Below are 23,775 nucleotides of genomic sequence, written 5' to 3'. Positions count from 1 at the left end.
TGTATATAATAGAATTTCTTTATAAATTAAAGAAATTCACGAATGTTATGATGTCTATACCAGTTGAATATTCGAATTAAAACAGAAAGGAAGTGAATTTTCCTTGTTATATTTCGGCAAGGAAGCTTTTTATGAAAGATTTAATTTTTACAATTCCCAAAGCAAAACACAATAAAGAAGACTTATTTAAAATCTTTAAAGACCATCCTGAAATAAAATTTGTATCTATTGTTGGAATAGATTTATCAGGTAATGATACCGACGAAAAAATTCCTGCAAGATTATTTTTAGACGACATTGACTCATTTTTAAATGGAGTTGCAATTCAAACAGATGGTTCTTCAGTTGTACTTCCTGGAATCGCAACACTAAATGATGCAAAAGTAGATATGGTTGCAGATCTTAATGCTAATTGGTTTGTTGACTATAATTTCGACCACATTGACACTTCTACTAACAAGCCTGTTGGTACTCTTAGAATCCCTTCATTTCTAATTCATAATAATAAAGCAGTATGTTCAAGAAACACCCTTACTTCAGTAGTAAACACCTTTAAATCAACTCTTTTAGATATCTTTAAAAATAAACCAGAAACTTTGGAACCATTTAAAATTAAATTTGATGATATTGATCAAATCGTGATTACTTCAGCTTCAGAATTGGAATTTTGGGTTAATACTCCAAATGAAAAAGCACATATTGAGGAGCTATCTACATCTGAAGTATTACAAGAACAATATTGGACTAGAACTAAAGGAGCTGTAAGAACTTCTCTTGAAGAAACCTTATTGCTTATGGAAGAATACGGATTTGAACCTGAAATGGGTCATAAAGAAGTTGGTGGAGTTAAATCCAAACTTGATGCTAATGGACAATTTAATCATATAATGGAGCAACTTGAAGTTGACTGGAAGTATAGTGATGCTATTCAAGCTGCTGATAATGAAATATTTGTTAAAATCCTTATTCAAGAAACATTTAGAAGACATGGATTAGATGTTACATTCAAAGCAAAACCTATAGATGATGTTGCAGGATCAGGTATGCATATTCACCTAGGAGTTAGTTTAAAACTTAAGAATGGAAAGAGAATAAATCTATTCCATGCGACTAAGGAGGATTTCTTAAGCTGCATAGGTTATGGAGCAATAATGGGAGTATTAAAAAATTATGAAATTATGAACCCATTTATTTCTTCTACTAATGGGGCCTTTAAAAGATTAAAGCCTGGTTTTGAAGCTCCTATATGTATAGTAACATCACTTGGGGTATCTCCTGATAACCCTTCAAGAAATAGAACTATATTAATAGGGTTAATAAGAGATTTAATGAACCCATTAGCAACTAGATTTGAGCTTAGATCACCTAATCCTCATACAAATATTTACCTTGCTCTTTCAGTGTCATATATGGCAATGCTTGATGGAATAATGTATGCTCTTGAAAATGATAGAACGGAAGAAGAACTTTTAGCTGAATTATCTAAAAAACCTGGCGAAGAAGCTAAATACCTAGAAAAATCTAGAGCTTATAGAAGTGAGGAAGATGTATTTGAATTCTATTCTGATGAGGAAAGAAATGAATATTTTGGTAAGGCACCTGCCACTGTATATGAGAATTTACTTCAATTGGATAAATATCATGAAAAGTTAAATATATTAAAAAGAAATGATGTTTTTAGTGATAAACTAATAAATAGCTTTAAGCTTGCTATAATCCAAAGATGGATGACTGACATAGTTCATAGAGTTATATTAAACCACTCATCTGAAATCAGGAGCTTTAAAAAACTTCATTCTAATGCTGCTTTAGATTTAGATGTATCAAATTGGATGACTATAAATGATCTAAGACACTATATAATGAAGGATACTTATACAAATAAAAGCTTATTCTCTCGTATAAAAGAAGCTTTAGCCAATGAAAACTACTCTCTAGCTTCTGATTTATATCTTGAACTAGAGGATAAAATGAAAACTTTAAGAAATCTTTATGATAACTATACAAAAAATTTATTAGATATATAAATTAAATCTATAAAAAAGTTAAGCAATGAGCTTAACTTTTTTTATGCAGTAATATCATTATGTAAATGCTAGTAATATATTACTAAAATTGATATAATATATACAAATATGAAATAGAGGTGTAAAATATGAGGCTTATTCCTTTAGAAAGTATTAGGGCTAATTCATACATTGGTAAAACTCTATATGATATTGAAGGAAGAGTTTTATTAAATTCAGGATCTATACTAACGAATAGTTTAATAAGAAAGCTTAGAAGCTTAAATATAACTTCATTATATGTTATTGATGATGTAAGTAATGAAGAAATAGAAAATATAATAAAACCGGAACTTAGAAAAAAGGCTTCAGAACTAATAAAAAGCACCTTTGATAATGTTAGTTGCATAGATTCCATAAAAGCTGATTCAGAAAAGGATGATTCTTATTTAAAATCTATTCACCTACTGGCTGAGGATCTTTTAAACAGTATTTTATCTAATGAAAACGTAATATATTATTTAGTAGATATTAAAAATTTACATTTAAATACTTATTCGCATTCTATAAATGTTGCTCTTATATCATTAGTTGTTGGAATAAGTTTAAATCTAAATAGAGATGAGCTTTTAAATTTATGCATTGGAGCATTGTTGCATGATATAGGTAAGGCCTTTATAGAAAAAGAAATTGTAGCCAAGGAAGATCCTTTAACTTATGATGAATTTGAGTTAATGAAAAGTCACTGTGAAAAAGGTTATTGTTATTTAAAAGATAAAGATTTTTTGCATAATGATAGTAAAATGATAATTTTACAACATCACGAAAGAATCGATGGTTTAGGATACCCTAAAGGCTTAATTGGAAATCAAATAAATAAATTAGCTAGAATAGTTTCAATTGCTGATGTGTACGACACATTAACATCTGAGAAATATTATATTCAACCTATGTGCGCTAGTGATGCACTAGAGTATATAATGAGTCACGCTAACACAATATTTGATTTCGAAATGGTTAAAGTATTTTCTAGAGTCATTGTTCCATTTCCAAATGGAACAGTCATTAGATTAAGTAATGGCGATTTAGGTGTAGTTCAACAAACCTTCCGTAATTTCCCTTTAAGACCAAATGTTAAAATAGTAAAAAGTAGCCTAAAGGATAAAGAAGGAGTTACTATAAGTTTAATAGATGAATTATCTTTAGTTATATGTGGTGTAGAAAAAAACATATCAAAATCATATTAAGGTAGAGGTTTTACTCTGCCTTATTTTTTATATCCATGCTGGTATATGAACTTTTTCCCTATCTATTATAGTTATATTATTATTTAAAACATTTTTAATACTATTTCTTTTTGCTCTTAATGAATTATTATTTATAAAATCTTCAGCTTCTTTTATACTATTTGCTTTGAATATAAAAGTCCATCCATTTTTATCATATTTTCCTGTGCACATTAAGTACTTTGCACTTTCTTTATCTATATGCTGTCTATCTATAATTAAGCTCTTAAATTCTCCCATTGTCTTATAATTTAATTTTACAAAAATATCATTATTCATAATTACCCTCCAACCAAACATAAGTTCTATAATCATATTATACGAACGTACGTTTTATGTCAATACTTGTAGAAAACTTTCTATATAAATTTCGAAATTTTTATTTTTTGTAATTATGATACTAATTTCATAATAATTTTACACAAAAAAGTGGTGAATAAATTCACCACTTTTTAACTATTCTACTATATTAAATACTTCTAAGTCCTTCTTATCAATTCCAGCTACTTTAACCTCAGCTATTGCTTTTAAAGTATCTAAAGCTGTTATAACTCCTATATTACGCTCCACAGCAGCTCTTCTAATTAAGAATCCATCTCTCTTAGAGTCATTTCCCTTTGTAGGTGTATTAACTACTAAATCTACCTCTTTATTCTTAACCATATCTAGTATATTTGGAGTTTCTTCATTTAGCTTTCTAACTTCTTCAGCATCTATTCCTGCATCTCTTAATAGCCTAGCTGTTCCTTTTGTTGCTACAAATTTATATCCTACATCTGATAACATTTTAGCTATTGGTAAAAACTCTTCTTTATCATGCTTATTTATAGTTGCTAATATTTTACCCTCTCTATTTGAAGGATACATACTTCCACCTACAAAACCTTTATAAAGTGCTTCTAATACATTTCTACCTACACCTAAAACTTCTCCTGTAGATTTCATTTCTGGTCCTAATGACACTTCAACCTTAGGTAATTTTTGAGTTGAGAATACAGGAACCTTAGCTGATACTAATTCTGGCTCTGGATATATATCGACACCGTATCCTAAATCTCTTAATTTATTACCAAGCATTACCTTAGTAGCTAAATCTACTATTGGCACCTTACTTACCTTGCTAATGTATGGAACTGTTCTTGAAGCTCTTGGATTTACTTCTATTATATAAAGCTCTCCTTCAAATTCGATGAACTGAATATTTATCATACCCTTAATTCCTATAGCTACTGCTAATTTTTTTGTGTAATCTAAAACCTTAGCTTTTATATCATCACTAATATTTTGACTTGGGTACATTGTAACTGAGTCTCCAGAGTGAACTCCTGCTCTTTCTAAGTGTTCCATTACTCCAGGTATTAGTATTTCTTCTCCATCTGATATGGCATCTACTTCAATTTCTCTACCCATTAAGTATTTATCTACTAATATAGGATTTTTTCTATCTTTTATAAATGCATTTTTTAGATAGTATGTTAATTCTTCTTCATCAAAAGTTATTTCCATCCCTTGACCACCTAAAACATATGAAGGTCTTACTAGTACTGGGAATCCTAATCTTCTTGCTTCTTCTAATCCTTCTTCTATAGTCCAAACTCCCTTACCTTTTGGTCTGTCAATTGCTAACTCCTCTAATAAAGCATCAAATTTTTCTCTATCTTCAGCCATATCTATTTGATCTGCTGTAGTTCCTAAAGTTTTAATTCCTTTTTCCTTTAAGAAATTAGCAAGCTTAATAGCTGTTTGACCACCAAATTGAAGTATAACTCCATACGGATTTTCTTTTTCTATTATGTTTAATACATCTTCCTCTGTTAGTGGTTCAAAGTATAGCTTATCTGAAATATTAAAATCAGTACTCACTGTTTCTGGGTTATTATTTACTATTATAGTTTCAATTCCCATCTTCTTTAATGCCATTACACAGTGAACTGAAGCATAGTCAAACTCTATTCCTTGTCCTATTCTAATAGGACCTGATCCTATAACTATTACCTTCTTTTTATCTGATACTTCTACTTCGTCAAATTGCTCATATGTTGAGTAATAATATGGTGATAAAGCTTCAAATTCTCCTCCACAAGTATCAACCATCTTATATGCAGGCTTTATGTTCCAAATGCTTCTTAATCTATATACATCATCTGGACTAACTCTAAGCATATCTGCTATAGCTTTATCTGAGAATCCTTTTTTCTTTAAATTTAATAACCATTCTTTATCTAAATCTTCTATCTTACTTAACTTTAATCTTGTTTCTTCCTCAACAATCCATTTAAACTTTTCTAAGAAGAATATATCTATTCCTGTAATTTTTGCTATACTTTCGATTCTATAATCTCTTCTTATCATTTCTGCTAAAGCAAATAATCTTTCATCGTCTGGCTTAACTACTATTGATTTTAATTCTTGGATACTTAATTCTTTAAACTTTGGATGATCTAAAGAATACTTTCCTATTTCTAAGCTTCTTATTCCTTTTAATAGTGCTGCTTCTAGGTTTGCGCCTATAGCCATTATTTCTCCAGTTGCCATCATCTTAGTTCCTAAGGCTCTATCAGCAGTAAAGAACTTATCAAAAGGCCATTTTGGAATTTTAACTACTACGTAATCTAATGTTGGCTCAAAACAAGCATATGTTTTTTGAGTTACAGCATTTTTTATTTCATCTAATCCATAACCTAAAGCTATTTTAGCTGCAAGTTTTGCTATTGGATATCCTGTCGCCTTAGATGCAAGAGCTGATGACCTTGAAACTCTTGGATTTATTTCTATTACTGCATACTCAAATGAATTTGGATTTAATGCAAACTGTACGTTACATCCACCTTCTATTCCTACTGCATTTATTATATTTATTGCTGATGTTCTAAGCATTTGGTATTCTTTATCTGATAAAGTTTGTGATGGTGCTACTACTATACTATCTCCTGTATGTATTCCAACTGGGTCTATGTTTTCCATGTTACATACAGTTATGCAGTTTCCATAAGAGTCTCTCATAACTTCGTACTCTACTTCTTTCCATCCCTTAACTGACTTTTCTAAAAGAACTTGTCCTATTGTACTTAATTGTAATCCTGAAGCTAATATTTCTCTAAGCTCCGCTTCATTCTCAGCTATTCCGCCACCTGTTCCCCCTAGTGTATAAGCCGGTCTAACTATTACTGGATATCCTATAATTGAAGCATACGCTACTCCTGCTTCCATTTCAGTTATTATTTCACTTTGTATAACTGGTTCATTTATTCTATTCATCATATTTCTAAAAAGCTCTCTATCTTCGCCTTCTTTTATTGATTGAATAGATGTACCAATTACTTTTACATTATACTTTTCAAGTATTCCTGCTTCATGTAAATCTACTGCAAGGTTAAGTCCTGTTTGACCACCCATTCCTGTAAGTAAACTATCTGGTCTTTCCTTATCTATAACTTTTTCTAAAAATTCTACAGTTAATGGTTCTATATATATCTTGTCAGCAATTTCTGCATCAGTCATAATAGTCGCTGGGTTTGAATTAACTAAAACTACTTCTATTCCTTCCTCTTTAAGTGCTTGGCAAGCCTGAGTTCCTGAATAATCAAACTCTGCAGCTTGACCTATAACTATTGGACCCGATCCTATAACTAAAACTTTTTTTATATCTTTATTTAATGGCATATCTAAAATCCTCCTATAGTGCATATTTCATAAATTTATCAAATATATATTCGCTATCCTTTGGGCCTGCTGCTGCTTCTGGATGAAATTGAACTGAGAATATTTGAAGTGTTGCATGCTTCATTCCTTCAATTGTTCCATCATTTATATTTAAATGTGTTGCTACAACATTATTTGGTAGAGTCTCTACTACATATCCATGATTTTGTGATGTAATATGAACTTTATTTTCTTCTAAATCTTTAACTGGATGGTTACATCCTCTGTGTCCAAACTTCAACTTAGTAGTTTTACCACCTAAAGTTAATGCTAAAAGCTGATGTCCTAAACATATACCTACTATAGGTTTCTTTCCTACTAATTTTTTAATATTTTCTATTACATCTCCTAAGTCCTCTGGATCCCCTGGTCCATTTGATAAAAACACTAAGTCTGGATTTACTTCTAAAATTTCTTCTGCTGTTGCATTCATAGGAAAAACTGTTAATTTACAGCCTCTATTTTTGAAATTTCTTATTATATTTTCTTTTATTCCAAAGTCAACTATTGCAACATGCTTTCCTTCACCTTCTATTGAATACTTTTCTTTAGTGCTTACTATACTAACAGCGTCTTTATTTGAAAAAGAAGTTATTCTTTCTTTTACATCTTCTAAAGTAACCTCTTCTAAAGAAATCATCCCTTTCATAGTTCCGTAATTCCTTAATACCTTTGTTAATGCTCTCGTATCTATACCTTCTAATCCAATTATCTTATTTTGCTTTAAGTAATTTTCAAGATCCATTTCACATCTAAAATTATTTGGAAAATTACATTTTTCTCTAACTATGAAACCCTTAACCTTTGGTGATTTTGATTCCATATCCTCTAAATTGATTCCATAGTTTCCTATAAGAGGATAAGTCATTGTAACTATTTGTCCATAATATGATGGATCTGTTAAAACTTCTTGATAGCCTGTCATTCCTGTAGTAAATACTACTTCTCCTATGCTGTCTTTTAAATATCCAAAGGCTTTACCTTCAAAAGTCATTCCATTCTCTAATATTAGTTTTGCTTTCATATTTAGTCCTCCTCAAAATTAAATATGTTTAGCTAAAAATACACTTTACAAAAGCTCTACTTATCTAAAAATAAAAGGATACTAAGGAGAAATTTAACTATATTTTCTCCCTACTATCCTTATATACTTAATATCAGCATTAGAAAACGTCCTTACTGACATAGCTATGCAATTATTTTGTAAATATAAATATAACATAATTATATACTCCCTTTCTGGCCTCACAGGACCAATTTAAAGTGTACTTTTTAACTTTATTTAAAAATTATTTATCTTTTTGATAATATTCTATATTTTATATAAATATATGTCAAGAAAATTTAATATGGTTATTATAAACATACTTTTTAAAATATTAATAGCTTTGCTTATACCTAACATTAAATATACCTTTTGTAAAAATATTCTATATTTATATTGAAAACAATAATTCTCAGTGCTATAATATTGTACATTATAACTCTTAAAGTTATATAAAATACCGCAAACTTATGGGGAGGTAATATTTTGCTTAAACTAAATAATGTTAGTAAGAAATTTAAGAAGTCTAAGGTAGTTGATAGTTTATCCTTTTCTGTTGATAAAGGAGAAATTGTTGGCCTACTTGGAGAAAATGGAGCAGGAAAAACAACAACACTAAGAATGATTTCAACTATGTTAGAAATAACAGAGGGAGAAATTAAAGTAAATGAAATTGATGTAAAATCAAATCCTGAAAAAGTTAGAAAAGAAATAGGTATTTTATTCGGTGGAGATGTAGGCTTGTATGATAGATTAAGTGGTAGAGAAAATATTAGATACTTTGCTAATCTTTATGGAATGAATAAAAAAGAAGCTGATGATAGAATAAATGCTCTAGCTAGAAGCTTTAGTATGGAGGAATATATAGACAAGCCTGTTGGAAAATATTCTAGAGGTATGAAACAAAAAATATCAATTGCTCGTTCAATAGTTCATAACCCATCAGTTATGCTATTTGATGAACCAACTACTGGTTTAGATGTTAGTGCTGCTAGAATAGTACAAGACTTTATACTTCAATGTAAAGCTGAAAATAAAATAATATTATTTTCCAGTCACTCAATGAAAGAAGTTGAAAAGCTATGTGATAGAGTTGTAATAATAAATAAAGGAAAGCTAATAGAAAATTGTACTTTAAGTCATTTAAAGGAAGAATATAATAATGAAGATTTAGAAGAAACATTCTTAAAACTTATAGGAGGTAAATCTAATGAGTAATTTTTTAACAGTTTTAAAGAAAGAATTGACGGACATTATAAGAGATAAAAAAACATTAGTATTTACTCTAATACTTCCTATTCTTATTTATCCTATAATGTTCAAATTTATGTCTTCTGCAATGGAAAAAACTCAATCAGATGTTCAAAAAGAAATTAATATATTCATAGATGGTGATAAAAATTCATCTATGGCTAAGGCTATAACATCATTAGATAATATCAAAACTCCTGAAGTTTCTTCACCAAGTGAAGCTCTAAAAAATGGAGATATTCAGATTATAGTAAAAATACCTGAAAACTTTGATAAAAATATATCTTTAGGAAAAAATGACACTATAGAGCTTTTAATAGATGAAGAGTCAAATAAATCTATGATTGCAAGTGGCATGATAAGTGAGGTCTATGAAGGCTATAAAAAGTCTATAGTTGAACAAAGATTATCAGATAAAGGCATAGATTCATCTATATTAACTCCATTTGAAGTCTCTGTGAAATCTGGAATAAACACTGATAGTGAAGATGTTAATGGTGGGGCTGCAATGCTTCTTACAATGATTCCAACCTTAATAGTAATTCTTATGGTATCTTCTACTGTTGGTATGGCTGCTGACCTTGGTGCTGGTGAAAAGGAAAGATTTACTTTTGAACCACTTCTTTCAACCTCTGCTAAGAGATATTCTTTGCTTTGGGGTAAAATAGCAGCTTTATGTACAGTTTCCTTTATAGCTTTAATGGCAAACCTTACAGCAATGGTTATTTCAATGCAGAAATTTATGACATTTGGTGAAGAGGTTAACTTTACGATTACTCCAAAAACTGTACTTGGAATGCTTATAGTTGGAGCTTTAGTTTTAGTTACTTTAGCTGCATTACAAATTTCAGTAAGTATATATGCAAGATCAACTAAAGAAGCAAACTCATATTTAGCTGCTATTACTATGCCAACTATGATTTTAGCCTTCTTGCCTTATATGATGGACGCTAAGGGAATAAATCCAGCATTTTTCAATATACCTATAACAAATGCAATTTGTTTAATGAAGGAATTTACCGTTGGAATATTTGATATTAAACATATAGCTATAGTTGTTACTTGGCATATAGTTTATATAGTAGCATCTATATTATTTGCTAAGTTTATGTTCTCTAAAGAAGAAGTTATCTTTAGAAATTAGAAAAATATATTAGTTAATTATAAAATTGTTATAAAATTAAAAAATGCTAAAAACTTAGATAGTTTTTAGCATTTTTTAATTGATTTTACTTAATCTTTTTTAAAATTCTCTCATTATTAATTCTTAATTATTTATCTCTTGTATTTTCAAATCAAACTTTCTTATATCAGGCCAATTATGATAATTCGCGCCTTCCTTTGAATGACATTCTTGAAATTCATCTAATGTAATTTCATATGTTTCAAATCCATCTACTTCTATATTAATGATTCCTTCATCATTTATGTCAAAGCTTGTTATCTCTCCTGTAGGTATAACTTCGCTTCCATAGTAAAATACAACTCCATTTTCTATAAGTGTTTCGTATAAACTCAAAATTTCTTCTTTGTGTTTTTTATACATAAAAATTAATTCACCTATCCCTTATTCATCATTAAAATTATCTTTCTCGATAAGCTTCTAGGTATAACCTTATTTAAGGTAACTATTAACTTGTTTTTAAAACCAGGAATTATTATTAACTTTCCCTTTTTAAAGTCCTTATAAGCAATTTCTGCTACCTTTCTTGGTGTCATTAAAGCTTTTTTAGCACTTTCTTTTTTTCTTATTCCAGCTTTATCTTGAAAAGCAGTACTTACAGGGCCTGGACATAAACAGCTAATTTTTATTCCAGTTCCTTTAAGTTCTTCATATATAGCCTCTGTGAAATTAAGTACATATGCTTTAGATGCATAATAATTTGCCATTTTAGGCCCTGCACAAAAAGCTGCTGTAGATGAAACATTCATTATTGAACCTTCTCCATGGCTTATCATTATTGGTAAAAATAATTTGGTTAACTCTGTTAAAGCTCTTATATTTACATCTATTAATTTAAGTTCTTTTTCAATTTCTATTTCACTTAGGTAACCAAAGGATCCTAATCCTGCATTATTAATTAAAATATCCACAGTTAAATTTTTTTTATCAACAAAATTTAATAGTTTTTCACAAGAGTTATCCTCAGCTAAATCTAAAGATATACTATAAACATTAATATTATATAATAATATTAATTCCTCTTTAACTACCTCTAGCCTCTCCTCATCTCTTGCAACTAGAATTAAGTTGTTTCCATCATTAGCATATAACTTTGCTAACTCATATCCAATCCCAGCAGTAGCTCCTGTTATTAATACGCAGCTCCTACCATACGGCTTACCCATAAAAAATCCTCCATAAAATTTATTAAAATTTATATTTAAATATACCATATAGCTTCCAATATATAAATATTAAATAAAGGGAGAATATATTATATAATTAGCCATTTGACATAAAAAAATGGAGAAAGGTTACCCCCTCTCCATTTTACTAAGTTTATCTAATATATAATGAAAATAATATTTACTTTATCCCATTTATTATAAAGTTTATTAAGAATAATGCACTTACAATATACATTATTGGATGAACATCTTTCATTTCCTTTTTTACTATTTTAGCTATGCAATAAGATACAAATCCAGCTGCCACTCCATTTGAAATACTATAAGTAAATGGCATAAATGTTACTATAAAGAATGCTGGCATAGCTACCTCAAATATACTCCAATCAATATTTTTGAATGATTCCATCATTAATATCCCAACAACTATTAAAGCTGGTGCTGTTGCTGCAGCAGGAACCATACCCATTATTGGAGCTATAAATAATGATAATAAGAAAAGAATTGCAACTGTTACTGATGTTAATCCAGTCCTTCCACCTTCACTTATTCCTGATGCACTTTCTACATAAGTTGTCGTATTACTTGTACCCAATAATGCTCCAATTGAAGTTGCAGTTGCATCTGCAAACAATGCTCTTTCAAGCTTTGATGAGAAATTATTCCCTTCTGCAAATAACTTTTCATCATTGTCATCAAATATTCCTGCTTTTCTTCCTGTTCCTAAGAATGTTCCTATAGTGTCAAATGTATCTGATAAAGAAAAAGCAAATACAGTTGTAAAAACTAAAAATATCTTAGCTGGATCACTAAATAATCCTGCAAAATCTAGTTTTAAAAATGTTGGTGCTATACTTGGAATGCTGAAGCTAATTTGAGAAAAGTCTGGAACTTGAGTAACTCCCATAAATATACCTATTACCGTTGTTGAAAGTATCCCTACTAAAATTGCACTTTTAAGTTTTAATAGCATCAAAACAATTGTTATTATAAGTCCAATTAATGCTAATTGAGCTACTGGATCTTTAAAACTGGTTAATGATGGTAATATATCGCTGTAACCTGATGAATTTTGGGAAGCAAATATTTGATTTACACCTTCGCCAGTGAAGTTTAAGAAATGGGCTTGTTTAATTCCTATATAAGCAATAAATAAACCTATTCCACCTGATATAGCATATTGAAGTGATTCTGGAATAGCTTGAATAATCATTTTTCTTATCTTAGTAGTAGTAATTATTATATTTATAATTCCGCAAATAAAAACCATAGCTAAAGCTTGTTGCCATGTGAAACCAAGACCTAATACTACAGTAAATGTAAAGAATGCATTTAATCCCATTCCAGGTGCTTGAGCAAAAGGAACATTTGCTACTAGCCCCATAACTAAAGTTCCTATAGCTGCTGCAATAATCGTTGCTACAAAAACTGCTCCCTTATCCATTCCCGTTAAAGATAGAATTGATGGATTTACAAATAATATATATGCCATAGTTAAAAAAGTAGTTAATCCAGCAACTAATTCTGTTTTTACATCAGTTCCATTTTCTTTTAGTTTAAAAAACTTTTCCATAAAGAGCCCCCTTAATTATAATTCGAATATTGTATTATTATAATATCATTTTATTCGTATTTTGACAATTATATTTTTTGTTTTTTATAAATTTCGCTAAAATTTTATCTTAATAAAAACTTTTAAGCTATATATATGTGCTGTTTTTTAATTCCCTTTCTAAAAACACGAATATTATGTTGAGTCTTTAAATTTTGAAACCTATTCAACATACTACTTTTAATACTATAATTTAAATTAAAACTATAAACCTCCGATATAATATTTCAAATCTAATTATAATGTTTGCAATACAATTTTAAGATGGTATAATATGTATATAATGTAAAATATTTTACCATTTAGGAGGAATTACTATGAAACGAGAAGCACAAAAAATACCAGTGCCTATATTGATTTGGGGAACTGGCCTTAGTATGGATAACACAATTATTTATATAAAAAACTACACTTCTAACAATTTAGAGGAAGCAACTATTGAACGAACCGGTATCGGTGGGCATCCTATTAAGTTAGGAACTATAAAGGCAATGAGTAATGATATTAATGAAGAAATATGCCCTTCACGAGTGATGGAAAAATCAGATTTAATTTTTAATTATGTGTTAAATGGAACAAATTATAGCTCCGTTATACACGGTAATATAACTCTTACTGATATAAGACCTTTAGTTATTGATATAACTGAAGAAAATGGAGAGTTAGTATTTACTGCAACACGTATAACTCATAATGATATTGATCAAATTTAGTTAGGAGGATTAATATGAAAAGAGAAGTGCAAAAAATACCAGTACCAAACTTAATTTGGGCAAGTGGTCTTAATAAGCGTAATACAATTGTTTATATAAAAAATCATACTTCTAAAAAGTTAGAGGAAGCAACTATTGAACACACTGGTATAGGTGGGCATCCTATTAAGTTAGGAACTATAAATGCAATGAGTAATAATACTAGTGAAGAAGTATGTCCTCCACCAGTAATGGAAAAATCAGATTTAATTTTTAATTATGTGTTAAATGGAACAAATTATAGCTCTGTTATACAGGGTAATATAACTCTTACTGATATAAGACCTTTAGTTATTGATATAACTGAAGAAAATGAACAGTTAATCTTTTCTGCAACACGTATAACACATGATGATCCTATTAATTACAGATAATAAAGAATAAACTCGGTAAAAAATACTTACCGAGTTTATTTGTTATCATCAGTAATTCTTCCATCAGAATTATTTATAGGCATAGCTTCTCCTAAAAATTTAGGCTTTGGCTTTAATATATTTACATAAATAAAATCCTTTAATTGAGCTAGTAATTCTCTTTTTCTATATTTATCCATTAACTCATATTCTCTTATATCTGATGCCACTCCATATGCATCTATCCCCAATTTTCTTGCTATATATATTGCTCTTGGCAAATGATACTCATTAGTTACTATTACTGCTTTATTTATTTTAAATATTTTCTTTGCTCTATACATGGTATCATATGTGCTAAAGCCCGCATGATCCATAAATATTCTTTTTTCATCTAAATTATACTTCATAACATAATCTTTCATAACTCTTACTTCATTATAACCGTCTTCTTCATGGTCTCCAGATAAAAGTAAGATTTTATCCATATCTTTACTATATACATCCACTGATGTTTCCAATCTATCAGCTAGTATATCTGAAGGAGTACCATCAGCTCTTACTCCAGCTCCTAAAACTATAATAACATCATGTTTCTTAGGAATGTCTTCTATATTATATATATACTTTTTATAACTTCGTACTCTAAAAATGGTAGCTAATGTAGTTATTATACATATTATTATAAATACTAAAATAGTAATCATAACTTTTACCTATTTACCTCTTTTAAATTTTCTCATACTACTCTCTAAAATATTATATTCCAAACTTCATTTTTATGTGAGAAATTCCTGCTTCATCATACTCATCAGATACTTGCTTAAAGCCTACCCTCTCATACATCCCTTTTATGTAACTCTGAGCCGATATAGTTATTTTATCTTTACCATAATGAGTTTCTATTTCCTTAATTGCAACTCTCATCATTTCAGCTCCAATATTCTTCCCTCTATATTCTTTTAAAACTAATACTCTTCCTATAGAAGCTTCTTTATAAGCCAACCCTGGAGGTAATAACCTACAATACCCAACTATCTTTTCCTTATTACCTTCATTATCTATAGCAAATAAATGTACACATTCTTTATCCTTATCATCAAAATCATTTTCACAAGTTATTTTTTGCTCACAAGCAAATACTTCATATCTAACTTTAGCTATTTCGTATAGCTCTTCTATAGTAAGATCACTGAATCTTTTTGATTTATATAAATATTTTTTTCTCATAATAAACTCCTTTAATAAAAATTTTATATAATACTATTATAATATTATAAAACTATATTTTATAGAAAGAACTTTATCTATAAATTTTTATTTTAATTAAGCCCACTTTTGATTATAGTTATTAATCTAAATCAGATATTATAAGGAAATGGACACTAATCTGCCATGTAACTGTTTTAATAGCGAAAATTTCTTATTTTTAATGAATTTTCAGCTTTGTAACAATTATAATATAGTATTAATATATTTTTAAATGAACAATGTTCATAAGGAGGATTAAATTATGTTAGTTGAAATAAAAAATTTAACAAAAAGCTATAAAGATTTTAAAGCTGTAGATATTAACTCTCTAAATATAAAAGAGGGGGAAATTTTTGGCTTTTTAGGACCAAATGGTGCTGGTAAAACAACTACTATTAGCATTCTAAGTGGCCTTTATTCAAAATATGATGGTGATGTAAAAATTTTTGGTAAAGGCATAAAAAATGATCCTATTTTTATAAAAAAGAATATGGGAGTAGTTCCTCAAGATTTAGCTCTTATAGATGATTTAACCGCTGAAGAAAATGTAAAGTTCTTTGGTGAATTATATGGTTTAAAGGGTCAGAAACTTAAGGATGCTGTACAAGAAACCTTAGAGTTTGTTGGTTTATGGGATAGAAAGAAGGATTTCCCACCTAAATTTTCTGGTGGAATGAAAAGAAGACTGAACATAGCTTGTGCTATTGTTCATAAACCTAAATTAATCATATTTGATGAACCAACAGTTGGAATTGATCCACAATCAAGAAACAATATACTTGAAACAATTAAGAAATTAAATGAACAAGGCTCAACTGTTATATATACTTCTCATTATATGGAAGAAGTTGAAGCCATCTGTACTGATATCTGTATAGTAGATCATGGTAATATTATTGCAAGAGGTACTAAGGAAGAACTTAAAGATTTAGTAAAAACTGAAGATGGCAGAAGAGCATCCCTAGAAGAAGTATTCCTTCAATTAACTGGCAGAAGCCTTAGAGATTAAGGGGGATGTGTTATGAAATTCCTAACAATAGCCAAATATAGATTACTACAATCTTGGAGGGATAAGCAAAGTCTTGTTTTCATGACTTTAATACCTATATTTTTAATATTAATTCTTGGAAATGCATTGAAAAATAATGAAGATTTTTCAGCTAGAACAATAGATAAGGTCAATGTTCTATATGTAAATAATGAAGCTTCCCAAGGAGGAGCTGCTTTTGAAGACTTCATAAATCGAAAAGAGCTTAATGACATTATAGAACCTAAAAAGATAGATACTGTAGATGAAGGTAAAAAGTTAATTCAAAATAGAAAATATGATGCATTGGTTATATATGATGAAGAATTAGATGGAAAACTTCAAGTTGTTGGATCTGATTATAACCAACTAGGTGTATCTATAGTTAAAAGTATTATAGATACTTATAGTTCTTCTGCTAACTCTTTTGAAGCTTTAGGAAAGATACATGCTAAAGACTTTTCATTTACAAAGTATGATAATTTAAAGGAAGAGATTATTACTGTATCAGGTAAAAAACCTTCTGCTATAGATTATTATTCAGTTACTATGCTAGTTATGATAATAATGTATGGTTCAATTTATGCTAACTTTGCTATAGATAAATCCTACTACAGTACAGTAGGAAATAAGATAAAGTCATCTCCTGTAAGACTTGCAGATATGTTTATTGGAGAAGGAATTGGTGTAGTTATTACCATAATGCTACAAGTTATAATATTGCTTTTAGTTTCTAACTTTGCCTTTGGTGTTAATTTTGGTAGTAGCATACCTGTTATACTATTAACAGCTTTCTCTCTTTCTGTTGTATCAACAATTCTTGGAATATTTGCATGTATGGCTACTAAAAAAGGTCTAATAGGACTTGCACTTTTAAATGTACTAGTTCCTATATTTACTTTCTTAAGTGGAGGTTTTGTTAAGGTAAACTTTAGTGGAGTATTAGGTTTCTTATCAAAATTAACTCCTAACTATTTAGCTACAAATGCTATATTCAAAGATATATATGGTGGAGCTGCTAAAGAAGTGTACTTAAGTATCCTTGGTCTTTGGATTATAGCTGCATTATTATTCTTCGGTGCGAATGTAATCGGAAGGAGGGAGAGAATATGACAATTTTTAAGACAACATTGAAAAGGCTATTTAGAGCAAAATCTAATATATTATTTTTAATATTATTACCTCTTATCTTTATGTTGATTGCCTTTTCAGGATCAAATGGAACACCTCCATTAAAAGTTACTGTAATAGATAATGATAAGACAGCTGTTACAGAAGGTATTATTAATAATATTACCTCCAAAGCAGAAGTTAATTTTAATGATGAAGATACAATACAAAGCGCTCTAATAAACAATGAAATTGATTATGCTATTATTATACCTGAAGGCTATACTAATGATTTAATATCAGGTAAGAACCCTGAAATAACAAGTTTTGAAGCTAAAGAGGGTAACAGCTCTATGGCAATTAAAACTTCTTTAGATAGTTATATTAACACCTTAAAATCCTTTGCTAAAAATGCTAATGGAAATGAAGATGAATTTTATAAAGCTTTAAATTATTATTCTGAAGGCTCATATAAAGTTTCATATGTTAGTGTAGATAAGGGTGAAGGAAATAAGGCTAAGACTTCTGCAGCTATGGGATTTATAGTTTTAAATATGCTATTCTCAGCTACATCAGCTACTAACATTATTTTAAAAGATAAAGAGAAAAACATATTTACTAGACTATTCACTACTCCTTTAAGCAGATTTAAATATATACTTCAAAGTTTAGCATCATTTTTAGTAATTACTTTTACTCAAGTAACTTTATACTTCTTAATGTTCAAATTTATATTTAAATTTAACTTAGGAGATAACCCATTAAATCTTTACTTATTATTCTTAATCTTTGGTGTATTTACAGTTTCACTTGGAGTATTTATTACTACTCACTCAAAAGATTTAAGAATTTCTGGAACAATAAGTACACTTATAATTTTACCTTTTGCAATGCTTGGTGGTTGTTTCTGGCCAAGAGATATTATGCCTAGCATATTAAAAACTATATCTGAGTTTGTACCAACAACTTGGATAAATGTAACTAATAATAATGTTTTATATGGTGCTCCATTAAGTGAAGCAATTACAACAATTTCTTTATTAATTAGTATTGCTGTAATACTTCTTGGATTATCATCTTATAGATTAAAGAATAGAGCATAATACAAAAAAATTAAAAGGTCGTAGATTTTAATTCTACGACCTTTTAATACTATCTAATTTGTCCATTACCATAAATTATATATTTTATAGTAGTAAGCTCTTTAAGACCCATAGGACCCCTTGCATGTAGTTTTTGAGTGCTTATTCCTATTTCTGCTCCAAATCCAAATTCACTACCATCAGTAAATCTTGTTGATGCATTTACATAAACTGCAGCTGCATTTACTTTATTTAAAAACTTTTGAGAATTTTTATAGCTATTTGTAACTATTGCTTCTGAGTGCCCTGATCCATACTTATTTATATGATTTATTGCTTCATCAACATTTTTAACTATTTTAGCACTTATTATATAATCTAAGTATTCCTTGCTCCAATCTTCCTCATTAGCTTCTTTAATGTCTTCTATTAAAGCTGTTACTTTTTCATCTCCTCTAATTTCAACATTCTTTTCTCTTAATGATTTTACTATAATAGGTAAAAATTCCTTAGCTACATTTTCATTTATAATCATCTTTTCTGCTGCATTACAAACTGCTGGTCTTGAAGTCTTAGCATTTATTATTATATTCTTAGCCATATCAAAGTCGCAATCTTCGTCAACGTATATATGACAGTTTCCAACTCCTGTTTCTATTACAGGAACAGTTGCATTTTTCACTACTGTTTGAATAAGCCCTGCTCCCCCTCTTGGAATTAAAACATCAATAAACTCATTTAATTTCATCATTTCTAATGCAATTTCTCTACTTGTATCTTCGACTAACTGTATAGAAAACTCAGGTAATCCAGACTCCTTTACTGCATTAGATAATATTTTTACTATTGCCTTGTTGGAATTTATTGCTTCACTTCCACCTCTAAGTATTACAGCATTTCCTGTTTTTAAGCATAGACCAGCAGCATCACACGTAACATTTGGTCTTGCTTCATATATTATACCTATTACCCCCATAGGAACTCTTTGTTTTCCTATTTGAAGTCCGTTTGGTCTTTTCCACATTTCAACAACTTCACCAATAGGATCTTCTAACATTATAAGCTCTCTTAATCCCTTTGCCATACCCTCTATTCTTGTATCATTTAATGATAATCTATCTAGCATGGCTTTAGAAGTTCCTTTTTCTTCTGCTAATTTTAAATCTTCTTGATTTGCTTTTAATATTTCATCTTTATTATAAATTAAAGCATTTGCCATTGAATCCAATGCTTTGTTTTTTTCTGTAGTTGAAGCTATTCCTAAATCATAAGATGCTTCTTTAGCTCTTTTACCTAAAACTTCTAGGCCCTCCATTAAAGTTCCACTCCTTTTGATTCAATTTAATTATTTGAAATAAATAAAGTCCCTATTTCTTCTCCGTTTAATATATTTAAAATTATTCTTGGATCCTCTCCATTAGCTAACACCATATCCACACCAGATTCAGTAGAAGTTTTTGCAGCTGTAAGTTTAGTTATCATACCACCAGTGCCTAGATTACTTCCAGCACCTCCACAACACTCTTCAAGTTCTGGAGTTATCTCTTTTATTTCTCTTATTAATTTTGAATGTGGATTTTTCCTAGGATCTGAGTCATAGAACCCATCTATATCGGATAATATTATTAAAAGATCAGCTTTAACTAATTTAGCTACTATAGCTGATAAGTTATCGTTGTCTCCAAATCTAACTATATTTTCTATTTCATCTATTGATACTGTATCATTCTCATTAACTATAGGTATTATTTTATTTTCCATTAAAGTTTCAAAGGTGTTACATACATTTTCTCTTATATGATCATCCTCAACTACATCTCTAGTTAAAAGAACTTGCCCAACAGTATGACTATACTCTCCAAAAAACTTGCTATATATGTGCATTAATTCACATTGCCCAACTGCAGCAACAGCTTGTTTTTCCCTTATAGTTTTAGGCTTTTCTTTTAATTTTAATTTTGATACTCCAACTCCAATTGCTCCTGAGGTTACTAGAATAACTTCCTTTCCTGAATTCATTACATCTGATAATATCCTAGTTAGTTTTTCAATTCTCGTTAAGTTAATACTCCCATTTTCATAAGTTAATGTTGAAGTTCCTACTTTAACTACTATTCTCTTAGAATCTTTTATTTTACATCTAAAACTCACCCTGCTATCCTCCCAGTTTATTAATTCTTTTTTAATTATAATTTTTTTTATATACTTTTTCTACACTATTTCTCTTTATTCCTTAAACTCTCTTAATTTTTCTTCTAGTTCTTCATCAAAATATTTGAAAACCACTTTTAGTAAAGCATAAGTAGGTACAACAACAAATGCGCCTATAGGCCCAACTAGACTGGCTGCTCCAACAACTAAGAATATATCTGTAATAGGATGTATCTTCATCGTTTTTCCCATTATTAACGGAACTATAAACCTTCCTTTAAGTGTTTGAGCTATAACAATTAATATAGATAATTTTATTATCATATTCCAACCTAACGCTATTGCTATTATAAAAGGAATTATCATTGATATAAAAAAACCTACAAATGGTATAAATGCAAGTACAAATGTAAAAGAGGCTAACAATAAGGGTGTTGCCATTCCTATAATTTTATATCCTATATATACCATAGAAGCCAAGGAAAAAGCTACTTTAGCTTGCCCTAAAATATATGATGATAGAACTTCATCACCTTCTTTTATAATGCAATTTATCTTATTTTTATATTTCCTAGGAAATATATTAACTATATTTTCTTTTATTTCCTTTTCATCTCTAAGTAAATAAAAAACTATCAAAACAACAAGTAGTATATTAGAAAATAATTGCATTCCCTTATCAAAGGCGCCTCTTAAAATAGTTACTAATAAATTTGAATACTTCTGTATGTCAAATAAAAACTTATTATAATAATCTAATTTAAACAAACCTCCATTAAATATATCTCTTATTCCATCGTCTATTCCCCTATATTTTATTATCGTAAGAAAGATTGATTTTAAATTAGTAAATTGTTCAATAAAATAATCTCCAAAGTATTTAGCTACTCCAGAAGCAATAAAGAAAAATATTAATAAAGTTAAAGCAGCTGCTTTACCTCCTTCTATTTTTTTCTTTATAAATATGTTATTTAAAGGTTTTAATATATAAAACAAGAATACTCCAAATATTATAGGAACAATAACAACAGCAAACACTACACCTATAAAATTTTTTAATATTGATATTTTTCCTAACAATATTATTAGTACTGCTAAAAGATTGAAGATTATTAGATATGTAATTACATTTTTCTTATGCATAAACTTACTCCTCTTATTAAATTAATTAAAGTTAGTTTATCCTCTAAGATACTTTTTATTATATTTATAAAATATAGAATTACTACCTAATATTTAATATTATGCATAAAATATAATTGTTTTTGTATAAAATTCTATTGATTTTATGTATGAAAATGTATTAAAATAAAATTCGCTGTATAAATATTAAAATTTTGGACATAAAGGAGATCGGAATGAATAAATTAAAAAAAGGTGACTTTTCAATAAAATCATCATTATTCTTTATTATTCCATCGTTAATAGGAATACTTTTATTCATGATTCCTGTTAATTTTAATGGAGAAATAACAATACCCGTAGCTATATTATCTAAGTTTCTAGCTAAAGCTCTTGGAGAATGGCTAACACCAATAATAGCTACCTCTGTTTGTATATCAGTAATAATAAGCATAATAACAAAAGTATTTAAACCCAATTTTATTATAAATAATGAATTTTTAAATACTTTATTCAATATAAAGCCAATATGGTTTGTTACTAGAATTATAGGTGCTGTGTTTTGTGTTTTAGCACTATTTAAAGTTGGACCTGAGGCTATAATAAGTGACTCAACTGGAGCTTTTGTATTAAATGGTCTGCTAACAATTTTATTTACTATATTCTTTTTTGCAGGATTATTATTGCCTTTATTGTTAAACTTTGGTCTTTTAGAGTTTTTTGGTGCCTTACTAACTAAAGTAATGAGACCTATTTTTACATTGCCAGGTCGTTCATCCATAGATTGTATAACTTCTTGGCTTGGAGACGGTACACTTGGAGTAATGTTAACAAACAAACAATACGAAGAAGGGTTTTACTCTAAAAGAGAGGCAGCCATAATAAGTACAACATTCTCAGCTGTTTCAATAACTTTTAGTTTGATAGTAATAGATACTGTAGGGCTATCACATTTATTTATTCCATTTTACTTAACAGTTAGTCTATCTGGAGTAATTGCAGCAATTATAATTCCTAGAATTTATCCATTATGCAAAGTTCCAGATACATATTATAACAATCAAGAAAATAAAGATAATGAATCAATACCAGAAGGATATACCCCTCTTTCTTGGGGATATAAAAAGGCCTTAATTAAGGCTTCTGAGAACTCTGATATAAAACAATTTTTAATAGATGGAATTAAAAATGTAGTAGATATGTGGTTAGGTGTGCTTCCTGTCGTTATGGCACTTGCTACTACAGCTTTAATGATAGCTGAGTACACATCTGTATTTCAAATTTTAGGGCTACCTTTCATTCCATACCTTAAGCTATTACAAGTTCCTGAGGCTGTTGCAGCATCTCAAACTTTAGTTGTAGGATTTGCCGATATGCTACTTCCATCTGTTTTAGCTGCTAACACTATAACTAGTGACATGACAAAATTTATAGTTGCTTGTACTTCTGTCTCTCAGCTAATATATATGTCTGAAGTAGGTGGTGTATTGCTTGGATCAAAAATCCCTGTATCTCTAAAGCAACTATTAATAATCTTTGTAGAGAGAACCTTAATTACATTACCTGTAATTGTTATTGTTGCTAACATATTATTTTAGACATTATTTAATAAAATGATAATACATAAGATTTTATAATTTTCTATACTATAAACAAAGCTTAAACAGTTATAA

21 protein-coding genes are annotated in these 23,775 nt (G+C 29.0%); 10 read left to right on the top strand and 11 right to left on the bottom strand.

Features of this window, described 5'->3' with window-relative positions; translation table 11 throughout:
• The first annotated feature begins 131 nt into the window (after window positions 1-131).
• Both ACZJV1_RS00410 and ACZJV1_RS00405 read left to right on the top strand, forming a co-directional pair.
• Complete coding sequence (locus tag ACZJV1_RS00410; protein ID WP_463651083.1) at window positions 132-2,027, top strand: type I glutamate--ammonia ligase; 1,896 nt, start codon at window positions 132-134, stop codon at window positions 2,025-2,027.
• A 128-nt stretch (window positions 2,028-2,155) separates the two neighbouring features.
• Window positions 2,156-3,253, top strand: coding sequence for an HD-GYP domain-containing protein (locus ACZJV1_RS00405; RefSeq protein WP_463651082.1), 1,098 nt, complete (start codon window positions 2,156-2,158; stop codon window positions 3,251-3,253).
• A 27-nt stretch (window positions 3,254-3,280) separates the two neighbouring features.
• Here ACZJV1_RS00405 and ACZJV1_RS00400 read toward each other — a convergent pair whose 3' ends face one another.
• From ACZJV1_RS00400 to ACZJV1_RS00390, 3 genes are all read right to left on the bottom strand, one after another.
• A complete protein-coding gene (locus ACZJV1_RS00400; RefSeq protein ID WP_463651081.1) occupies window positions 3,281-3,571 on the bottom strand; it encodes a hypothetical protein in 291 nt (96 codons plus the stop codon).
• 177 nt (window positions 3,572-3,748) lie between these two features.
• Window positions 3,749-6,955 carry a carbamoyl-phosphate synthase large subunit gene (gene carB, locus ACZJV1_RS00395; protein WP_463651080.1) on the bottom strand — a complete coding sequence of 1,069 codons (3,207 nt, stop codon included), beginning with the start codon at window positions 6,953-6,955 and terminating at the stop codon, window positions 3,749-3,751.
• Window positions 6,956-6,968: 13 nt separating this feature from the next.
• Window positions 6,969-8,018, bottom strand: a complete 1,050-nt coding sequence (locus ACZJV1_RS00390; protein ID WP_463651079.1) for a carbamoyl phosphate synthase small subunit — start codon at window positions 8,016-8,018, stop codon at window positions 6,969-6,971.
• Between the two features lie 507 nt (window positions 8,019-8,525).
• On the opposite strand from ACZJV1_RS00390, the gene ACZJV1_RS00385 reads away from it, so the two are divergent.
• Together ACZJV1_RS00385 and ACZJV1_RS00380 are read left to right on the top strand one after the other, a co-directional pair.
• On the top strand, window positions 8,526-9,257 hold the full coding sequence (locus ACZJV1_RS00385; protein ID WP_463651078.1) for an ABC transporter ATP-binding protein: 732 nt from the start codon (window positions 8,526-8,528) through the stop codon (window positions 9,255-9,257).
• Complete coding sequence (locus tag ACZJV1_RS00380) at window positions 9,250-10,434, top strand: ABC transporter permease (protein ID WP_411169391.1); 1,185 nt, start codon at window positions 9,250-9,252, stop codon at window positions 10,432-10,434. Before ACZJV1_RS00385 ends, ACZJV1_RS00380 begins: the two co-directional genes overlap by 8 nt.
• A gap of 123 nt (window positions 10,435-10,557) precedes the next feature.
• Here ACZJV1_RS00380 and ACZJV1_RS00375 read toward each other — a convergent pair whose 3' ends face one another.
• From ACZJV1_RS00375 to ACZJV1_RS00365, 3 genes are all read right to left on the bottom strand, one after another.
• The gene (locus ACZJV1_RS00375; protein ID WP_463651077.1) at window positions 10,558-10,836 is read right to left on the bottom strand and encodes a hypothetical protein; all 279 of its coding nucleotides are present in this window, start codon (window positions 10,834-10,836) and stop codon (window positions 10,558-10,560) included.
• Between the two features lie 14 nt (window positions 10,837-10,850).
• Window positions 10,851-11,639 (bottom strand): SDR family NAD(P)-dependent oxidoreductase, encoded by a 789-nt coding sequence (locus ACZJV1_RS00370; protein WP_411169389.1) that lies wholly within the window; start codon window positions 11,637-11,639, stop codon window positions 10,851-10,853.
• Window positions 11,640-11,820: 181 nt separating this feature from the next.
• Window positions 11,821-13,215, bottom strand: a complete 1,395-nt coding sequence (locus ACZJV1_RS00365) for an NCS2 family permease (protein WP_411169388.1) — start codon at window positions 13,213-13,215, stop codon at window positions 11,821-11,823.
• Window positions 13,216-13,571: 356 nt separating this feature from the next.
• On the opposite strand from ACZJV1_RS00365, the gene ACZJV1_RS00360 reads away from it, so the two are divergent.
• Together ACZJV1_RS00360 and ACZJV1_RS00355 are read left to right on the top strand one after the other, a co-directional pair.
• The gene (locus ACZJV1_RS00360; protein ID WP_411169387.1) at window positions 13,572-13,967 is read left to right on the top strand and encodes a hypothetical protein; all 396 of its coding nucleotides are present in this window, start codon (window positions 13,572-13,574) and stop codon (window positions 13,965-13,967) included.
• Between the two features lie 14 nt (window positions 13,968-13,981).
• Window positions 13,982-14,380, top strand: a complete 399-nt coding sequence (locus ACZJV1_RS00355; RefSeq protein WP_411169386.1) for a hypothetical protein — start codon at window positions 13,982-13,984, stop codon at window positions 14,378-14,380.
• A gap of 35 nt (window positions 14,381-14,415) precedes the next feature.
• Here ACZJV1_RS00355 and ACZJV1_RS00350 read toward each other — a convergent pair whose 3' ends face one another.
• On the bottom strand, window positions 14,416-15,066 hold the full coding sequence (locus ACZJV1_RS00350) for a SanA/YdcF family protein (protein WP_463651076.1): 651 nt from the start codon (window positions 15,064-15,066) through the stop codon (window positions 14,416-14,418).
• Between the two features lie 52 nt (window positions 15,067-15,118).
• Complete coding sequence (locus ACZJV1_RS00345; protein ID WP_460288552.1) at window positions 15,119-15,589, bottom strand: GNAT family N-acetyltransferase; 471 nt, start codon at window positions 15,587-15,589, stop codon at window positions 15,119-15,121.
• Window positions 15,590-15,869: 280 nt separating this feature from the next.
• Here ACZJV1_RS00345 and ACZJV1_RS00340 point away from each other — a divergent pair, with 280 nt between their 5' ends.
• Genes ACZJV1_RS00340 through ACZJV1_RS00330 form a run of 3 tightly spaced genes read left to right on the top strand, consistent with a single transcriptional unit; the run spans window position 15,870 to window position 18,850 of the window.
• Complete coding sequence (locus ACZJV1_RS00340; RefSeq protein ID WP_460288605.1) at window positions 15,870-16,619, top strand: ABC transporter ATP-binding protein; 750 nt, start codon at window positions 15,870-15,872, stop codon at window positions 16,617-16,619.
• A 12-nt stretch (window positions 16,620-16,631) separates the two neighbouring features.
• Window positions 16,632-17,750 (top strand): ABC transporter permease, encoded by a 1,119-nt coding sequence (locus ACZJV1_RS00335; RefSeq protein ID WP_411169384.1) that lies wholly within the window; start codon window positions 16,632-16,634, stop codon window positions 17,748-17,750.
• Window positions 17,747-18,850, top strand: coding sequence for an ABC transporter permease (locus ACZJV1_RS00330; RefSeq protein ID WP_463651075.1), 1,104 nt, complete (start codon window positions 17,747-17,749; stop codon window positions 18,848-18,850). The genes ACZJV1_RS00335 and ACZJV1_RS00330 overlap by 4 nt, the downstream gene beginning before the upstream one ends.
• A gap of 49 nt (window positions 18,851-18,899) precedes the next feature.
• Here ACZJV1_RS00330 and ACZJV1_RS00325 read toward each other — a convergent pair whose 3' ends face one another.
• The 3 genes from ACZJV1_RS00325 to ACZJV1_RS00315 all read right to left on the bottom strand — a co-directional run bounded on the left by ACZJV1_RS00325 (window position 18,900) and on the right by ACZJV1_RS00315 (window position 22,123).
• On the bottom strand, window positions 18,900-20,144 hold the full coding sequence (locus ACZJV1_RS00325) for a glutamate-5-semialdehyde dehydrogenase (RefSeq protein ID WP_463651074.1): 1,245 nt from the start codon (window positions 20,142-20,144) through the stop codon (window positions 18,900-18,902).
• 26 nt (window positions 20,145-20,170) lie between these two features.
• The gene (gene proB, locus ACZJV1_RS00320) at window positions 20,171-20,980 is read right to left on the bottom strand and encodes a glutamate 5-kinase (protein ID WP_463651073.1); all 810 of its coding nucleotides are present in this window, start codon (window positions 20,978-20,980) and stop codon (window positions 20,171-20,173) included.
• 75 nt (window positions 20,981-21,055) lie between these two features.
• The gene (locus ACZJV1_RS00315) at window positions 21,056-22,123 is read right to left on the bottom strand and encodes an AI-2E family transporter (RefSeq protein WP_463651072.1); all 1,068 of its coding nucleotides are present in this window, start codon (window positions 22,121-22,123) and stop codon (window positions 21,056-21,058) included.
• Window positions 22,124-22,338: 215 nt separating this feature from the next.
• Between ACZJV1_RS00315 and ACZJV1_RS00310 the strand changes: the two genes are divergently transcribed.
• Window positions 22,339-23,700: a YjiH family protein gene (locus ACZJV1_RS00310; protein WP_460288558.1), complete on the top strand. Its 1,362-nt coding sequence runs from the start codon at window positions 22,339-22,341 to the stop codon at window positions 23,698-23,700.
• Window positions 23,701-23,775 lie beyond the last annotated feature (75 nt).

It is taken from the genome of Clostridium sp. LS3 (assembly GCF_055330225.1).
This window is presented reverse-complemented; position numbering and strand designations above follow the sequence as displayed.

What these genes read in the sequence shown, in the direction of transcription:
- ACZJV1_RS00355 (WP_411169386.1), top strand. Translation starts at nt 13,982, where the DNA reads ATGAAAAGAGAAGTGCAAAAAATACCAGTACCAAACTTAATTTGGGCA.
- ACZJV1_RS00405 (WP_463651082.1), top strand. Translation starts at nt 2,156, where the DNA reads ATGAGGCTTATTCCTTTAGAAAGTATTAGGGCTAATTCATACATTGGT.
- ACZJV1_RS00345 (WP_460288552.1), bottom strand. Translation starts at nt 15,589, where the DNA reads ATGAGAAAAAAATATTTATATAAATCAAAAAGATTCAGTGATCTTACT.
- ACZJV1_RS00360 (WP_411169387.1), top strand. Translation starts at nt 13,572, where the DNA reads ATGAAACGAGAAGCACAAAAAATACCAGTGCCTATATTGATTTGGGGA.
- ACZJV1_RS00370 (WP_411169389.1), bottom strand. Translation starts at nt 11,639, where the DNA reads ATGGGTAAGCCGTATGGTAGGAGCTGCGTATTAATAACAGGAGCTACT.
- ACZJV1_RS00350 (WP_463651076.1), bottom strand. Translation starts at nt 15,066, where the DNA reads ATGATTACTATTTTAGTATTTATAATAATATGTATAATAACTACATTA.
- ACZJV1_RS00330 (WP_463651075.1), top strand. Translation starts at nt 17,747, where the DNA reads ATGACAATTTTTAAGACAACATTGAAAAGGCTATTTAGAGCAAAATCT.
- ACZJV1_RS00325 (WP_463651074.1), bottom strand. Translation starts at nt 20,144, where the DNA reads ATGGAGGGCCTAGAAGTTTTAGGTAAAAGAGCTAAAGAAGCATCTTAT.
- ACZJV1_RS00315 (WP_463651072.1), bottom strand. Translation starts at nt 22,123, where the DNA reads ATGCATAAGAAAAATGTAATTACATATCTAATAATCTTCAATCTTTTA.
- ACZJV1_RS00310 (WP_460288558.1), top strand. Translation starts at nt 22,339, where the DNA reads ATGAATAAATTAAAAAAAGGTGACTTTTCAATAAAATCATCATTATTC.
- ACZJV1_RS00390 (WP_463651079.1), bottom strand. Translation starts at nt 8,018, where the DNA reads ATGAAAGCAAAACTAATATTAGAGAATGGAATGACTTTTGAAGGTAAA.
- carB (WP_463651080.1), bottom strand. Translation starts at nt 6,955, where the DNA reads ATGCCATTAAATAAAGATATAAAAAAAGTTTTAGTTATAGGATCGGGT.
- ACZJV1_RS00375 (WP_463651077.1), bottom strand. Translation starts at nt 10,836, where the DNA reads ATGTATAAAAAACACAAAGAAGAAATTTTGAGTTTATACGAAACACTT.
- ACZJV1_RS00410 (WP_463651083.1), top strand. Translation starts at nt 132, where the DNA reads ATGAAAGATTTAATTTTTACAATTCCCAAAGCAAAACACAATAAAGAA.
- ACZJV1_RS00380 (WP_411169391.1), top strand. Translation starts at nt 9,250, where the DNA reads ATGAGTAATTTTTTAACAGTTTTAAAGAAAGAATTGACGGACATTATA.
- ACZJV1_RS00335 (WP_411169384.1), top strand. Translation starts at nt 16,632, where the DNA reads ATGAAATTCCTAACAATAGCCAAATATAGATTACTACAATCTTGGAGG.
- ACZJV1_RS00365 (WP_411169388.1), bottom strand. Translation starts at nt 13,215, where the DNA reads ATGGAAAAGTTTTTTAAACTAAAAGAAAATGGAACTGATGTAAAAACA.
- ACZJV1_RS00400 (WP_463651081.1), bottom strand. Translation starts at nt 3,571, where the DNA reads ATGAATAATGATATTTTTGTAAAATTAAATTATAAGACAATGGGAGAA.